Genomic DNA, 15507 nt, shown 5'->3' with positions numbered 1-15507 from the left:
GGCTCCAGAAATGATTCGTTGGCGGCGGGACATCGCCTGGCTGTCACCGTGCGCCCACGAGTAGCTCGCGTATACGCCCGTGTGCACCGCTTCACGATCACAGATCGTGATCTTTGCCCATCGGAGGCAGGCGGCAGCAGCCATCGACAACTCGACCTGGTTACGGTACGCGCGGCTACGCCATCCGGTCAAACCGGCGTCTCACCGGGGGCCGGTATGCACAGGCTGTGGACAACAACTTGAACCACGTCAGTGGGCCCGACTACCGTGACGGAACTCCGAATCTTTTCCCCATCTGTCCTTCCGTGTCTGTCTGTGCCATCCCACCCCGTCCCGAGAACCACACATTCGTGGGACCTGCGAGAGAGCGTGCCCTGTGGCTGACGTACCTGCCGATCTTGCCGCAGTGTGGCCACGAGTGCTGGAGCATCTCCTCGGAGAGGGGCAGCAGGGCATCGAGCCCAAGGACAAGCAGTGGATCGAGCGCTGCCAGCCGCTCGCACTGGTGGCCGACACGGCGCTGCTCGCCGTGCCGAACGAGTGGGGCAAGCGGGTCCTTGAGGGCCGCCTCGCCCCGTTGATCAGCGAGACCCTCAGCCGGGAGTGCGGCCGCACCATCCGGATCGCGATCACCGTGGACGACTCGGTGGGCGAGCCCGCCCCGCCCGCGCCGCAGCAGCCCTCCCAGCAACCGCAGCAGCCGCCGCGCTACCAGGACGACCCCTACGGCCGACCCGCCGACGACGGCCTGCCCACCGTGCGCCCCGCCTACCCCGGCGAGTACCAGCAGCGCCCCGAGCCCGGCGCCTGGCCGCGCGCCCAGGAAGAGCTCTGGCAGCAGCCCCGCCTGGGCGGCTTCCAGGACCGCGACTCCTCCGGCGAGCAGTGGCGCGAGCCCTACGGCGGCGCCCGCCCGCAGCAGCCCCAGCACGACTACCGCCCGCAGCTGCCCGAGCGCGGCCAGTACGAGCAGGACCGGGGCCAGTACGAGCAGGGCCGCCCCTCCTACGACCAGTCCAAGGCGCAGCCCTACGAGCAGCAGCGGCCCGAGCGGCGTGAGCTGCCGGACGCGCAGCCCCCGCAGCGCGGCGGCTCCGGCCACCTCGCGCCCTCGCCGTCCGGCGGGGCGCCCGCGCAGGGCGGCCCCGGCGAGCCGCACGCGCGCCTGAACCCGAAGTACCTCTTCGACACCTTCGTCATCGGTTCGTCGAACCGCTTCGCGCACGCCGCGGCCGTCGCGGTCGCCGAGGCGCCGGCGAAGGCGTACAACCCCCTCTTCATCTATGGGGAGTCGGGCCTCGGCAAGACCCATCTGCTGCACGCGATCGGGCACTACGCCCGCAGCCTGTATCCCGGCACCCGGGTCCGGTACGTGAGCTCCGAGGAGTTCACCAACGAGTTCATCAACTCGATCCGCGACGGCAAGGGCGACACCTTCCGCAAGCGCTACCGCGATGTCGACATCCTCCTGGTCGACGACATCCAGTTCCTGGCGAGCAAGGAGTCGACGCAGGAGGAGTTCTTCCACACCTTCAACACGCTCCACAACGCCAACAAGCAGATCGTGCTGTCCTCGGACCGGCCGCCCAAGCAGCTGATGACCCTGGAGGACCGGCTGCGGAACCGCTTCGAGTGGGGCCTGACCACCGATGTGCAGCCGCCCGAGCTGGAGACGCGCATCGCGATCCTGCGCAAGAAGGCGGTGCAGGAGCAGCTCAACGCCCCGCCGGAGGTGCTCGAGTTCATCGCGTCCCGGATCTCCCGCAACATCCGCGAGCTGGAGGGCGCGCTGATCCGGGTGACGGCGTTCGCCTCGCTGAACCGGCAGCCGGTGGACCTGGGGCTCACCGAGATCGTGCTCAAGGACCTGATCCCCGGCGGCGAGGACTCGGCGCCCGAGATCACCGCGAGCGCCATCATGGCGGCGACCGCCGACTACTTCGGCCTGACGGTGGAGGACCTCTGCGGATCCTCGCGCAGCCGGGTCCTGGTGACGGCCCGCCAGATCGCCATGTACCTGTGCCGGGAGCTCACCGACCTCTCGCTGCCCAAGATCGGCGCGCAGTTCGGCGGCCGCGACCACACGACCGTGATGCATGCCGACCGCAAGATCCGCGCGCTGATGGCGGAGCGGCGTTCCATCTACAACCAGGTCACCGAGCTCACCAACCGCATCAAGAACGGCTGACGCCACACGCGCTGACGCGCCGAAGGGCGCCCGGGGAGGACTCTTCCCCCGGGCGCCCTTCGGCGTTCCCGAGCCGTTCTCCACGGCCCGGACGGCCCCGCTCCGGGGCGCCGGGGACGCCTCCAGGACGCCTCCGCGGGGCCCGGAGGTGCTCCGGAATACGTGCGTACGAGGGCGAGGGAAGCGTGTGTGCGAGTCCGGCGGCGCCGCCGATGTTCGAATACCGGCTGGTCAGAGGCGGTTCTCCACAGATCGGGGGGCTTTCTTCCGTCCACACCCTGGGGACTGCGAAGTTGTCCAGATTGCTTCCACAGGCACGGCGGCTGATACTCCATCACCCCAGGTCAAGCCCCTGTGGATTTGTGGGCATCGCCGCTCCACAGCTTGTGGACGAATTCTCTGTCCACAGCCTGTGGGTTCAGTTGTCCACCGGCGGCCCACAGGCCCGGGCCGGTTGTCCCCAGCTTCTCCACACCCCTGTCCACTGTTCGGCAACGAAACACCCGCGGTCACCGGACCGAGTGAAAGGCGTCACACGAAGGGGACGGGTTGGCCTGTGGGGAACCTGGGTAAAGCTGGGGACAGCGTTGGGGAGAAGTACCCCTGTCCTGTGCATTGGATGTGCAGAACTTTCGGGCGTCCACAGAAACCGTGAGTTGTCCACCGGCTCCACCCACAGGGGCGGTGGACAAAAAAGCGGGTGTGACCTGCGCAAACAGGGTTATCCACGGTTTCCACAGGCCCTACTACTACTCCCACTCAGAGTTAGCTCGGAATCCGTTTGGAAGTGGGGCCTGTGCACAACTGGCCGCCGGAGCTCCCGACGCCGCTCGACGCGACTTGACCCCGACGCGCACCGACTGTCAGCGGCGTACGTCAGACTGGTCCCCGGCGATACAGCCGACGACGAAAGCCAGCAGGGCGAGCCAGCAACAGCAGGAGGCGGTTCCGGTGAAGATCCGGGTGGAGCGCGATGTACTCGCGGAGGCGGTGGCCTGGGTGGCCCGCAGCCTCCCGGCCCGTCCGCCCGCGCCCGTACTCGCGGGCCTTCTTCTGAAGGCGGAGGACGGCGCGCTCAGCTTCTCCAGCTTCGACTACGAGGTCTCGGCACGGGTCTCGGTGGACGCCGAGATCGACGAGGACGGCACGGTGCTCGTCTCCGGCCGCCTGCTCGCCGACATCTGCCGTGCCCTGCCCAACCGGCCGGTGGAGATTTCCACAGACGGTGTACGGGCGACCGTGGTCTGCGGCTCCTCCCGCTTCACCCTCCACACCCTCCCGGTGGAGGAGTACCCGGCGCTGCCGCAGATGCCGACCGCCACGGGCACCGTTCCCGGTGAGGTCTTCGCCTCCGCCGCCGCCCAGGTGGCCATCGCGGCCGGCCGTGACGACACGCTGCCCGTCCTGACCGGTGTGCGCATCGAGATCGAGGGCGACACCGTCACGCTGGCCTCTACCGACCGCTACCGCTTCGCGGTCCGCGAGTTCCTGTGGAAGCCGGAGAACCCGGAGGCCTCCGCCGTCGCCCTGGTGCCCGCCAAGACGCTCCTGGACACCGCCAAGGCGCTCACGAGCGGCGACACGGTCACCCTGGCGCTGTCCGGCTCCGGTGCGGGTGAGGGCCTGATCGGTTTCGAGGGCGCGGGCCGTCGCACGACCACACGCCTCCTCGAGGGCGACCTGCCGAAGTACCGCACTCTTTTCCCCACCGAGTTCAACTCGGTCGCGGTGATCGAGACCGCCCCGTTCGTCGAGGCCGTCAAGCGTGTGTCTCTGGTGGCCGAGCGCAACACCCCGGTGCGGCTCAGCTTCGAGCAGGGCGTCCTCATCCTGGAGGCCGGTTCGAGCGACGACGCACAGGCTGTGGAAAGGGTCGACGCCAACCTGGAGGGCGACGACATCTCGATCGCCTTCAACCCGACCTTCCTGCTCGACGGCCTGAGCGCCATCGACTCGCCGGTCGCCCAGCTCGCCTTCACCACCTCGACCAAGCCGGCCCTGCTGAGCGGCAAGCCCGCGCTGGACGCCGAGGCGGACGACGCGTACAAGTACCTGATCATGCCGGTGCGCCTGTCCGGCTGAGTGGTCTGAATTCCGTACGCCCCGGGGCTTCCCGGGGCGTACGTCTGAGCGGCTGACCCCGCAGGTGTGTACCAGGCTCCCGGCGTAGGCTCGGACGCGGGTACGAACGCCACAACGTCAAAGGATTCTGTGATGGAGCTCGGTCTCGTCGGCCTCGGCAAGATGGGCGGCAACATGCGCGAGCGCATCCGCCGCGCAGGCCACACCGTCATCGGTTACGACCGCAACCCGGACGTCGCCGATGTCCACAGCCTCAAGGAGCTTGTGGACAGTCTCAAGGGCCCGCGCGTGGTGTGGGTGATGGTTCCGGCCGGCGCCGCGACGCAGTCCACGATCGACGAGCTCGCCGAGCTCCTGTCGCCCGGCGACATCGTCGTGGACGGCGGCAACTCGCGCTGGACCGACGACGAGAAGCACGCCGTCGAGCTGGGCATCAAGGGCATCGGCTTCGTCGACTGCGGCGTCTCCGGCGGTGTCTGGGGCCTGGAGAACGGCTACGCCCTGATGTACGGCGGCGACGCCGAGAACATCGCGAAGGTGCAGCCGGTCTTCGACGCGCTGAAGCCCGAGGGCGACTTCGGCGCGGTGCACGCGGGCAAGGTCGGCGCCGGCCACTTCTCGAAGATGGTCCACAACGGCATCGAGTACGCCATGATGCAGGCCTACGCCGAGGGCTGGGAGCTGCTGGAGAAGGTCGACTCGGTCACCGACGTCCGCGAGGTGTTCCGCAGCTGGCAGGAGGGCACGGTCATCCGTTCCTGGCTGCTCGACCTCGCGGTCAACGCCCTGGACGACGACGAGCACCTCGACAAGCTCAAGGGCTTCGCGCAGGACTCCGGCGAGGGCCGGTGGACGGTGGAGGCGGCCATCGACAACGCCGTGCCGCTGCCCGCGATCACCGCGTCGCTGTTCGCCCGCTTCGCGTCCCGCCAGGACGACTCCCCGCAGATGAAGATGATCGCCGCGCTGCGCAACCAGTTCGGCGGCCACGCGGTCGAGTCCAAGTAGCCGTACAGAGCAGTAGGCAAGCCGGGGGAGGTCGGCGCCACCATGCACGTCACGCATCTCTCGCTGGCCGACTTCCGCTCGTACGCCCGGGTCGAGGTCCCGCTCGACCCGGGCGTCACCGCTTTCGTGGGGGCGAACGGGCAGGGCAAGACCAACCTCGTCGAGGCGGTCGGCTACCTCGCCTCGCTCGGCAGCCACCGCGTCTCCTCGGACGCTCCGCTGGTGCGCATGGGCGCCGAGCGGGCCGTCATCCGCGCCGCCGTCACCCAGGGCGAGCGCTCCCAGCTGATCGAGCTCGAGCTCAACCCGGGCCGCGCCAACCGGGCCCGGATCAACAGGTCCTCGCAGGTCAGACCCCGCGACGTGCTGGGGATCGTGCGCACCGTCCTGTTCGCGCCGGAGGATCTGGCGCTGGTCAAGGGCGACCCCGGTGAGCGGCGCCGGTTCCTCGACGAGCTGATCACCGCGCGCTCGCCCCGGATGGCGGCCGTGCGGTCCGACTACGACCGGGTCCTCAAGCAGCGCAACACCCTGCTGAAGTCCGCCGCGATGGCGCGCCGGCACGGCGGCCGCGGCATGGACCTGTCCACGCTCGACGTGTGGGACCAGCACCTGGCCCAGGCCGGTGCCGAGCTGCTCGCCCAGCGCCTCGACCTGATCGCCGCCCTCCAGCCGCTCGCGGACAAGGCGTACGAGCAACTCGCCCCGGGCGGCGGCCCGTTGGCCCTTGAGTACAAGCCGTCGGCGCCCGGCTCCGGACACACCCGCGAGGAGCTGTACGGCCAGCTCATCGCGGCCTTCGCGGACGTCCGCAAGCAGGAGATCGAGCGCGGGGTGACGCTGGCGGGGCCGCACCGCGACGACCTGCTGCTGCGCCTGGGCGAGCTCCCCGCCAAGGGATACGCGAGCCACGGCGAGTCCTGGTCGTACGCGCTCGCGCTGCGCATCGCCTCGTACGACCTGCTGCGCGCCGAGGGCAACGAGCCCGTGCTCGTGCTCGACGACGTGTTCGCCGAGCTGGACGCCAAGCGGCGCGAGCGCCTCGCGGAACTGGTGGCTCCGGGCGAGCAGGTCCTGGTGACCGCCGCCGTGGACGACGACGTGCCGGGCATCCTCGCGGGCGCCCGGTACGAGGTCGCGGCGGGCGAGGTGGCGCGGGTATGAGCGAGGCGTCCGGGCCGGCCGAGCAGCCCAAGGTGCCCGAGTCCTCCGGGGCGGACCTCGCGCGGGTCGCGCTGCGGCTCGCCAAGGAGCAGGCCAAGGCGCGGGGCGAGGCCGCGCAGCAGAAGAAGCAGGCCCGGCGGGGCGGGCTGCGCTCCGGCGCCCGCGCGGACGGCCGCGACCCCCTGCCGCTGGGCGCGGCGATCAACCGGCTGATCAACGAGCAGGGCTGGGAGACGCCGGCCGCGGTGGCCGGGGTGCTGGGCCGCTGGCCCGAGATCGTCGGCGAGGAGCTCGCCAACCACACGGTGCCCGGTCCGCACGACGCGGACGAGGGAATCCTGGTGGTGCGCTGCGACTCGACGTCCTGGGCGACCCAGCTGCGGCTGCTCGCCCCCCAGCTGGTGGCGCGCATCAACGCGGACCTGGGCCACGGCACGGTCCGGCTGATCAAGGTCTACGGGCCGAGCGGCCCCCCGCAGCGCTACGGCAGGCTGCGCGCGCCCGGGAGCACCGGGCCCGGCGACACCTACGGCTGAGCCTGTCCGGCGCGGCCCCGGCGTGCGGCGGGCGGCCGCGCCCCGCCGCCACTCCTCCTCGGGCAGACGGTCGCGCCCTCCCCCTCGTGCGGACAAGGGCGCCCGCGCCTCTCCCACGCTGCTCTGCCGCACCCCCTGTGACGTGCGGAAACGGGGTGCGGGAGGGGCCAGGAACCTGCTGGGGGACATGGGGCGTCCCTCACGGTAGTCGGAGGTTGACAGGCCGAAGCGCTGAAAGCCCGTGTGAGGCTCTTGGGGCCCCTCCCCGAATATGGGGAGTCGGTCGGCGCCCGCTCAGGGCGGCACATGAGGACTCAGGTACCGGCAAACCCCCATTCATGTCGGCGCTACCGGTAGACTGGTCAATAATCCCGCCGTCCTCGCGGGACCCACCGAAAGAGGCGATCGGACGCCTGCCCCCCGGGGCGACGCCCGACGCTGACCATCGCTGAACGACGCAGCCGCTCCTGCCTGTACAGGGGAAGGCTGTGCTGTGCCAGAAAGGGCGCTTCGTGGCCGATTCCGGCAACCCCAACGAGAACACCCCGTCCACTGCCGTCGGCGAGAACGGCGAGGTCACCGCCTCGTACGACGCCAGCGCGATTACCGTCCTCGAAGGTCTGGACGCGGTCCGCAAGCGACCCGGCATGTACATCGGCTCGACCGGTGAGCGTGGTCTGCATCACCTCGTGTACGAGGTCGTCGACAACTCGGTCGACGAGGCGCTGGCCGGGCACGCGGACACGATCGACGTGACGATCCTGGCCGACGGCGGCGTGCGCGTAGTCGACAACGGACGCGGCATCCCCGTGGGCATCATCCCCTCCGAGGGGAAGCCGGCCGTCGAGGTCGTGCTGACCGTGCTCCACGCCGGCGGCAAGTTCGGCGGGGGCGGGTACGCCGTCTCCGGTGGTCTGCACGGTGTGGGCGTCTCCGTGGTGAACGCCCTGTCGACGAAGGTCGCCGTCGAGGTCAAGACCGACGGCCACCGCTGGACGCAGGACTACAAGGCGGGCGTGCCGACGGCGCCGCTCGCCCAGCACGAGGCCACCGACGAGACCGGCACATCGGTCACCTTCTGGGCCGACGGCGACATCTTCGAGACCACCGAGTACTCCTTCGAGACGCTGTCGCGGCGCTTCCAGGAGATGGCCTTCCTCAACAAGGGCCTGACCCTGACGCTCACCGACGAGCGCGCGTCGGCGAAGGCGGTCTCGGGCGCGGACAACGCGGACGAGGCGGAGGACCAGCAGCCGCTCACGGTGAAGTACTTCTACGAGGGCGGCATCGTCGACTTCGTGAAGTACCTCAACTCGCGCAAGGGCGACCTGATCCACCCGACCGTGATCGACATCGAGGCCGAGGACAAGGAGCGACTCCTCTCGGCCGAGATCGCGATGCAGTGGAACTCCCAGTACAGCGAGGGCGTTTACTCCTTTGCGAACACCATCCACACGCATGAGGGGGGTACGCATGAGGAGGGATTCCGCGCCGCGCTCACGGGCCTGGTCAACCGGTACGCCCGGGACAAGAAGCTGCTGCGCGAGAAGGACGACAACCTCTCGGGCGAGGACATCCGCGAGGGTCTGACGGCGATCATCTCCGTCAAGCTGGGCGAGCCGCAGTTCGAGGGCCAGACCAAGACCAAGCTGGGCAACACCGAGGCGAAGACGTTCGTCCAGAAGGTGGTGCACGAGCACCTCACCGACTGGTTCGACCGCAACCCCGTCGAGGCCGCGGACATCATCCGCAAGTCCATCCAGGCGCAGACGGCCCGCGTCGCCGCCCGCAAGGCGCGTGACCTGACCCGCCGCAAGGGGCTGCTCGAGTCGGCGTCGCTTCCCGGCAAGCTCTCGGACTGCCAGTCCAACGACCCCACCAAGTGCGAGATCTTCATCGTCGAGGGTGACTCCGCCGGTGGTTCGGCGAAGTCCGGCCGCAACCCGATGTACCAGGCGATCCTGCCCATCCGAGGCAAGATCCTGAACGTCGAGAAGGCGCGGATCGACAAGATCCTTCAGAACACCGAGGTCCAGGCGCTGATCTCGGCGTTCGGCACCGGGGTCCACGAGGACTTCGACATCGAGAAGCTCCGCTATCACAAGATCATCCTGATGGCGGACGCCGACGTCGACGGCCAGCACATCAACACCCTGCTGCTGACCTTCCTGTTCCGCTTCATGCGGCCGCTGGTCGAGGCCGGGCACGTGTACCTGTCGCGTCCGCCGCTCTACAAGATCAAGTGGGGCCGGGACGACTTCGAGTACGCGTACTCCGACCGGGAGCGCGACGCGCTCGTGGAGCTCGGCAAGCAGAACGGCAAGCGGATCCGCGAGGACTCGATCCAGCGCTTCAAGGGTCTGGGCGAGATGAACGCCGAGGAACTGCGCGTCACCACCATGGACGTCGACCACCGCGTGCTCGGCCAGGTCACGCTGGACGACGCGGCCCAGGCCGACGACCTGTTCTCGGTGCTGATGGGCGAGGACGTCGAGGCGCGGCGCTCGTTCATCCAGCGCAACGCCAAGGACGTCCGCTTCCTCGACATCTGAGTCGGTCTCCCGCTGACCGCTTCGAAAGGACTTGAGAACCAGCAATGGCCGACGAGAACACTCCCGCGACCACTGAACCCACCGAGGAAGAGCCCGCCCTGCGCATCGAGCCCGTCGGGCTCGAGACGGAGATGCAGCGCTCCTACCTTGACTACGCGATGTCCGTCATCGTCTCGCGTGCGCTGCCGGACGTGCGGGACGGCCTGAAGCCCGTCCACCGCCGCGTCCTGTACGCCATGTACGACGGCGGGTACCGGCCCGAGAAGGGCTTCTACAAGTGCGCCCGCGTCGTCGGTGACGTCATGGGTACGTACCACCCGCACGGCGACTCCTCGATCTACGACGCCCTGGTGCGCCTCGCCCAGCACTGGTCGATGCGCATGCCGCTCGTCGACTCGAACGGCAACTTCGGCTCGCCGGGCAACGACCCGGCCGCCGCGATGCGGTACACCGAGTGCAAGCTGATGCCGCTGGCCATGGAGATGGTCCGGGACATCGACGAGGAGACCGTCGACTTCCAGGACAACTACGACGGCCGCAACCAGGAGCCGACGGTCCTCCCGGCGCGCTTCCCGAACCTGCTGGTCAACGGCTCGGCCGGCATCGCGGTCGGCATGGCCACCAACATCCCGCCGCACAACCTGCGCGAGGTCGCCGAGGGTGCCCAGTGGTACCTGGCGAACCCGGAGGCCTCGCACGAGGAGCTCCTGGACGCGCTGATCGAGCGCATCAAGGGCCCCGACTTCCCGACCGGCGCGCTGGTCGTGGGCCGCAAGGGCATCGAGGAGGCGTACCGCACCGGGCGCGGCTCCATCACGATGCGCGCGGTCGTCGCGGTCGAGGAGATCCAGAACCGCCAGTGCCTGGTGGTCACCGAGCTGCCCTACCAGGTCAACCCGGACAACCTCGCGCAGAAGATCGCCGACCTGGTCAAGGACGGCAAGGTCGGCGGCATCGCGGACGTGCGGGACGAGACGTCCTCGCGCACCGGCCAGCGCCTGGTGATCGTCCTGAAGCGGGACGCGGTCGCCAAGGTCGTCCTGAACAACCTGTACAAGCACACCGACCTGCAGACCAACTTCGGCGCCAACATGCTGGCGCTGGTCGACGGCGTGCCGCGCACGCTCTCCATCGACGCGTTCATCCGCCACTGGGTGACGCACCAGATCGAGGTCATCGTCCGGCGGACGAAGTTCCGGCTGCGCAAGGCCGAGGAGCGGGCCCACATCCTGCGCGGCCTGCTCAAGGCGCTCGACGCGATCGACGAGGTCATCGCGCTGATCCGGCGCAGTGAAACGGTCGAGGTCGCGCGCGAGGGCCTGATGGGCCTGCTCTCCATCGACGAGATCCAGGCCAACGCCATCCTCGAGATGCAGCTGCGCCGGCTCGCCGCCCTGGAGCGCCAGAAGATCGTCGCCGAGCACGACGAGCTCCAGGCGAAGATCAACGAGTACAACGCGATCCTCGCCTCGCCCGAGAAGCAGCGCATGATCGTCAGCGAGGAACTGGCGGCGATCGTCGACAAGTTCGGCGACGACCGGCGCTCGGCCCTGGTGCCGTTCGACGGCGACATGTCCATCGAGGACCTGATCGCCGAAGAGGACATCGTCGTCACCATCACCAACGGTGGCTACGTCAAGCGCACGAAGACCGAGGACTACCGCTCGCAGAAGCGCGGCGGCAAGGGCGTACGGGGCACCAAGCTGAAGCAGGACGACATCGTCGACCACTTCTTCGTCTCCACCACGCACCACTGGCTGCTGTTCTTCACCAACAAGGGCCGCGTCTACCGGGCCAAGGCGTACGAGCTGCCGGACGCGGGGCGCGACGCGCGCGGCCAGCACGTCGCCAACCTGCTCGCGTTCCAGCCGGACGAGAAGATCGCCCAGATCCTCGCGATCCGCGACTACGACGCGGCGCCCTATCTGATCCTGGCCACCAAGGCCGGTCTGGTGAAGAAGACGCCGCTGAAGGATTACGACTCGCCCCGTTCGGGTGGTGTCATCGCCATCAATCTGCGCGAGACCGCGGACGGCGGCGACGACGAACTGATCGGTGCGGAGCTGGTGTCGGCCGAGGACGATCTGCTGCTCGTCAGCAAGAAGGCCCAGTCCATCCGCTTCACGGCGACCGACGACGCGCTGCGTCCGATGGGCCGCGCCACCTCCGGTGTCAAGGGCATGAGTTTCCGCGAGGGAGACGAACTGCTCTCGATGAATGTCGTCCGGCCCGGTACGTTCGTGTTCACCGCAACCGATGGCGGGTACGCGAAGCGCACCCCCGTCGACGAGTACCGCGTCCAGGGTCGCGGCGGCCTCGGCATCAAGGCAGCCAAGATCGTGGAGGACCGGGGCTCGCTGGTCGGCGCGCTGGTGGTCGAGGAGACGGACGAGATCCTCGCCATCACGCTCGGCGGCGGTGTGATTCGTACGCGAGTCAACGAGGTCAGGGAGACGGGCCGTGACACCATGGGCGTCCAACTGATCAACCTGGGCAAGCGCGATGCCGTGGTCGGTATCGCCCGTAACGCCGAGGCGGGCAGCGAGGCCGAAGAGGTCGACGGGGCCGACGACGCCGAGGTCGCTACTGCCGAGGCTGCTGCCGAGGGCGCCCAGCCCTCGGCCGGGGAGCACGAGGAGTAAAGCGTGAGTGGAGCCACGGGCGCCGGAGCGGCCGCTTCCGGAGCGAACGGTGCCCGTGGCCCTGCCGCGGACTCCCAGGGGGTAACGGTGACGGACACCCGGGGGCCACAGGCCCGCACGGAGTACGAGGGCGGGGCACTGCCCGGCGAGCGCGAGAAGACGGCGCCCGGCGGTCAGCAGCCCTATCACCCGCCGCAGGCTTATCCCGCGCCGCAGCGCAGCGGCGAGGGCGTGCGCAAGCCGCGCACCGGGGCGCGTACGACGCCCCGGACGCGCAAGGCACGGCTGCGGGTCTCCAAGGCCGACCCGTGGTCGGTCATGAAGGTCAGCTTCCTGCTGTCCATCGCACTCGGCATCTGCACGGTGGTCGCGGCCGCGGTGCTGTGGATGGTCATGGACGCCATGGGCGTCTTCTCCACGGTCGGCGGCACGATCAGCGAGGCCACCGGCTCCAACGAGTCCAACGGCTTCGACCTCCAGTCCTTCCTGTCGCTGCCGCGGGTGCTGCTCTTCACCTCGGTCATCGCGGTGATCGACGTGGTGCTCGCCACCGCGCTGGCGACGCTCGGCGCCTTCATCTACAACCTCTCGGCCGGTTTCGTGGGCGGCATCGAGCTCACGCTGGCCGAGGACGAGTAGCCGCAGTTCACGGCCGCTCGGCCATCGATTTTGGGACTGGCCGTCCCGTGCGCTAATCTTCAGAGGTCAGCGCGCGGGACATCCCGAAAAGCGCGGCGGGGCTATAGCTCAGTTGGTTAGAGCGCATCCCTGATAAGGATGAGGCCACAGGTTCAAATCCTGTTAGCCCCACAGTGACGAAGACCCCCGAGGCGAAAGCCCGGGGGTCTTCGGCGTTCGCGGGGTCCCGGGGCGCCGTGCATGAACACGCCGCCCCTGTGACGTGGCGCTGCCGGGCGTCGTCAGCGAGGTGCTCGCGCGGCGGGTCGACGAGCGGGACGCGGTGGCCGACGGCTTCCGCTCGCGCGCGGGAACCGCACGACCTGGTGCGCCACCCCTACCCGGCCGTCCTGCCCGCCGATGTCGTCGCGATCCCGCACTTCCGTCCGGCCCGCGCCTGAACGCCCTGAAGGGCCGGGTTCGGGCGGCCGGGGACACCGAAGAGCCCGGCAACTCGGGGGAGTTGCCGGGCTCGCAGCTCGGGCGGAGCGGGGTGGGTCAGGGAGACGGGGTGTCGGCCCCGTCCGGGTCCTCGGGCTCGTCGGCGGTGTTGTCGCCGCCGGCCTGGTTGTCGGCCGTGTCAGGAGTGTCGGCGCGGTGGCGGGAGGAGGGCGAGGAGCCGTGGGCCTCGGCGCGGATGCGCTGCTTCATGGTGGGTGGCAGGGCGGACGCGGCGGGCAGGGCCCAGTGCACGGTCGGTGCAACGGAGGTGGCCGGTTCGCTCCGGTTGTACGTCGCGTCGTGCTGCGGTACGGAGGCCGTGGCGGCGGTCGCCGGGCCGGCCAGCCCGAGGAAGGCGAGGAGGGCGACGAGCGCCCCGATGAGTGCGGTCCACCAGGTCGTGAGCTTGCTGGTTGCCATGACGTCCTCGCTTCTTCCGTGAGCAGTGCGTGCTGTTGGCTTGCCCGAATTGCGTTGTATCCGATGATGTGCGGGGGGCCTGCTCATGGCGAGGAGCGACGCACCGTATCGGCGGATCTTCCGATGAACTACACACGGATGGAGCATCACCGATTGATATCGATCGGTGTGTATAGTCGGGCGGCAGAGGTCCCTTACGTCAAGGAAAGACGAGGTCGCGCGGTGAAGAAGCTTCTCCTGGTCGCACTGGCCGCCATCGGCGGGCTCCTCGTGTACCGCCAGATCCAGGCGGATCGCGCCGAGCAGGATCTGTGGACGGAGGCGACCGACTCCGTGCCCGCAGGTTCGGGTGTGTGAGACCGAAAGACCCGGTTGCGAAGCCCCGGCCACTGTGGTGGCCGGGGCTTCGTGCTGTCCCCGGGCCTGTCCCGGGCACAGTTGAGTTCACGTGAGTGAAGAGCTGACTTGCGAGGGCAAAGGTGGGGCGGGGCGACGTGAGGCCGAGGCGGAGCGGGTCCGGGGCGAGGGTACGAAGGATCGGGGCGGCCGTGGCCGCACTCGGTGCGCTCCTGGCGGCGCCGGGGCCGGTGCAGGCGGCCGGGCAGCCGCCCGCGTACCGGTTTCCCGAGGGCGTCCAGGACGTGTCGGGCGGCGCGACGAGCGCCGACGGGCCGGTCCTCAAGGCGGGCGCCGCCTATAGGTCGGTGATCAGGCCCGGGGGCAAGCTCTATTTCCGGCTGGTTCTGGACGGCGAGAACGACGCCTACGCCTCGGCCGTCGCTTTGCCCGGACCGACGGGCGCGAAGCTCGCCTACGGCGACTCCCTCAAGGTGTCGCTCCAGAACGCGGACGGCGACGACTGCGACTCCCAGCGGCGTTCGATCGGCTCGGCGCAGTACCCGCACCCCATCGCCGCGTACGCCTACCGGGGTGTGCGCAGAAGCCTGTCGACCTGTCAGAAGCCCGGCACCTACTCCATGGTGGTCGAGCGCGAGAGCGATCCCACCTCCACGCGCTCGGACTGGGGTCTCGACCTGCGCTATACGACCGAGCCGACCCGGAACGGCTCCGGGCCGAGCACGGCGCCCTCCGGCTGGCCCTCCGCGTCACCCCCGCCGCCGACCGGGACCGCGCGCGGTGCCCATGGCGGCACCGGCTTCCACGACGCGCCCGCACTGGCCGACGGGCGGTGGAGCGACACGATCCGGCCGGGCGAGACCCTCTTCTACCGGGTGCCGCTCGACTGGGGCCAGCAGCTCTTTGCCCGGGGAGGTTTGGGCAGTCTCCCGGCCGCAAAGGACGGCTACGTCGGGACCGCGCTCTCCCTCCAGCTCTACAACCCCGCCCGGGGGTTCGTCTCCGGGGCGTCGGCGCCGTACGAGGGCAAGCAGAGAGAGGCCGCGCTCGACCCCGTCGCGCCGGTCGCGTATGAGAACCGGTACTCGACCACCGACGAGGTCTCGGCGATGCGGGTCAGCGGGCCCTACTACCTGGCCGTCTCCCTCAGCCCCGAGGTCGGCCAGACCTTCGGGGACGAGCCGTACGACCTGACGCTGGGGCTGACCGTGCGGGGTGCGGCCCGGTCCGGTCCGGAGTACGCGGGCCGGGCGCCCGATTTCGGCGCGGGCGGCTCTTCTGCCGGCGACAGCTCGATGAAACTCCTCGCGGCCCTCGGGATCGGCACGGGCACGGTGCTCGTGGCCGGGCTCGGGGTGTGGACGCTGGTGGCGCGTCGACGGGCGGCCGCCGCCCCGGGGCCGCAGGGCTTCGGGCCGCCGAACGCCTGGTAGCCGGAG

Annotated in this window: 11 protein-coding genes and 1 tRNA gene; 11 read left to right on the top strand and 1 reads right to left on the bottom strand. The window is 69.6% G+C overall.

The features are described 5' to 3' along the window. The first annotated feature begins 376 nt into the window (after positions 1-376). The 9 genes from dnaA (at position 377) to DT019_RS22285 (ending at position 12982) form a co-directional block, all read left to right on the top strand. On the top strand, positions 377-2188 hold the full coding sequence (gene dnaA / locus DT019_RS22330) for a chromosomal replication initiator protein DnaA (RefSeq protein WP_114038656.1): 1812 nt from the start codon (positions 377-379) through the stop codon (positions 2186-2188). 951 nt (positions 2189-3139) lie between these two features. Beyond that, positions 3140-4270, top strand: a complete 1131-nt coding sequence (dnaN, locus tag DT019_RS22320; RefSeq protein ID WP_114038655.1) for a DNA polymerase III subunit beta — start codon at positions 3140-3142, stop codon at positions 4268-4270. Positions 4271-4402: 132 nt separating this feature from the next. Beyond that, complete coding sequence (gene gnd, locus DT019_RS22315) at positions 4403-5278, top strand: phosphogluconate dehydrogenase (NAD(+)-dependent, decarboxylating) (protein ID WP_114038654.1); 876 nt, start codon at positions 4403-4405, stop codon at positions 5276-5278. A 42-nt stretch (positions 5279-5320) separates the two neighbouring features. Continuing rightward, positions 5321-6442, top strand: coding sequence for a DNA replication/repair protein RecF (recF, locus tag DT019_RS22310; RefSeq protein ID WP_114038653.1), 1122 nt, complete (start codon positions 5321-5323; stop codon positions 6440-6442). Further along, complete coding sequence (locus DT019_RS22305) at positions 6439-6978, top strand: DUF721 domain-containing protein (RefSeq protein ID WP_114038652.1); 540 nt, start codon at positions 6439-6441, stop codon at positions 6976-6978. The genes recF and DT019_RS22305 overlap by 4 nt, the downstream gene beginning before the upstream one ends. 488 nt (positions 6979-7466) lie before the next feature. Beyond that, entirely contained in the window at positions 7467-9530 is a 2064-nt protein-coding gene (gene gyrB, locus DT019_RS22300; protein WP_114038651.1) for a DNA topoisomerase (ATP-hydrolyzing) subunit B, read from the top strand. Between the two features lie 44 nt (positions 9531-9574). Continuing rightward, positions 9575-12172 carry a DNA gyrase subunit A gene (gene gyrA, locus DT019_RS22295; RefSeq protein ID WP_114038650.1) on the top strand — a complete coding sequence of 866 codons (2598 nt, stop codon included), beginning with the start codon at positions 9575-9577 and terminating at the stop codon, positions 12170-12172. An 87-nt stretch (positions 12173-12259) separates the two neighbouring features. Beyond that, a complete protein-coding gene (locus DT019_RS22290; protein ID WP_317617790.1) occupies positions 12260-12811 on the top strand; it encodes a DUF3566 domain-containing protein in 552 nt (183 codons plus the stop codon). A 97-nt stretch (positions 12812-12908) separates the two neighbouring features. Then, positions 12909-12982 (top strand) — tRNA-Ile (locus DT019_RS22285). Between the two features lie 366 nt (positions 12983-13348). Here DT019_RS22285 and DT019_RS22280 read toward each other — a convergent pair. Then, positions 13349-13711 carry a DUF6344 domain-containing protein gene (locus DT019_RS22280; RefSeq protein ID WP_114038648.1) on the bottom strand — a complete coding sequence of 121 codons (363 nt, stop codon included), beginning with the start codon at positions 13709-13711 and terminating at the stop codon, positions 13349-13351. Positions 13712-13933: 222 nt separating this feature from the next. On the opposite strand from DT019_RS22280, the gene DT019_RS40355 reads away from it, so the two are divergent. Together DT019_RS40355 and DT019_RS22270 are read left to right on the top strand one after the other, a co-directional pair. After that, entirely contained in the window at positions 13934-14068 is a 135-nt protein-coding gene (locus DT019_RS40355; RefSeq protein WP_003958712.1) for a DLW-39 family protein, read from the top strand. 191 nt (positions 14069-14259) lie between these two features. Beyond that, complete coding sequence (locus tag DT019_RS22270) at positions 14260-15501, top strand: hypothetical protein (RefSeq protein ID WP_114038647.1); 1242 nt, start codon at positions 14260-14262, stop codon at positions 15499-15501. Positions 15502-15507 lie beyond the last annotated feature (6 nt).

The organism is Streptomyces sp. SDr-06 (genome assembly GCF_003324565.1).
Taxonomy (GTDB): Bacteria; Actinomycetota; Actinomycetes; order Streptomycetales; family Streptomycetaceae; genus Streptomyces.
This window is presented reverse-complemented; position numbering and strand designations above follow the sequence as displayed.

Coding starts and splice junctions, on each gene's coding strand:
- DT019_RS22280 (WP_114038648.1), bottom strand. CDS start 13,711: ATGGCAACCAGCAAGCTCACGACCTGGTGGACCGCACTCATCGGGGCG.
- recF (WP_114038653.1), top strand. CDS start 5,321: ATGCACGTCACGCATCTCTCGCTGGCCGACTTCCGCTCGTACGCCCGG.
- DT019_RS22305 (WP_114038652.1), top strand. CDS start 6,439: ATGAGCGAGGCGTCCGGGCCGGCCGAGCAGCCCAAGGTGCCCGAGTCC.
- gnd (WP_114038654.1), top strand. CDS start 4,403: ATGGAGCTCGGTCTCGTCGGCCTCGGCAAGATGGGCGGCAACATGCGC.
- gyrA (WP_114038650.1), top strand. CDS start 9,575: ATGGCCGACGAGAACACTCCCGCGACCACTGAACCCACCGAGGAAGAG.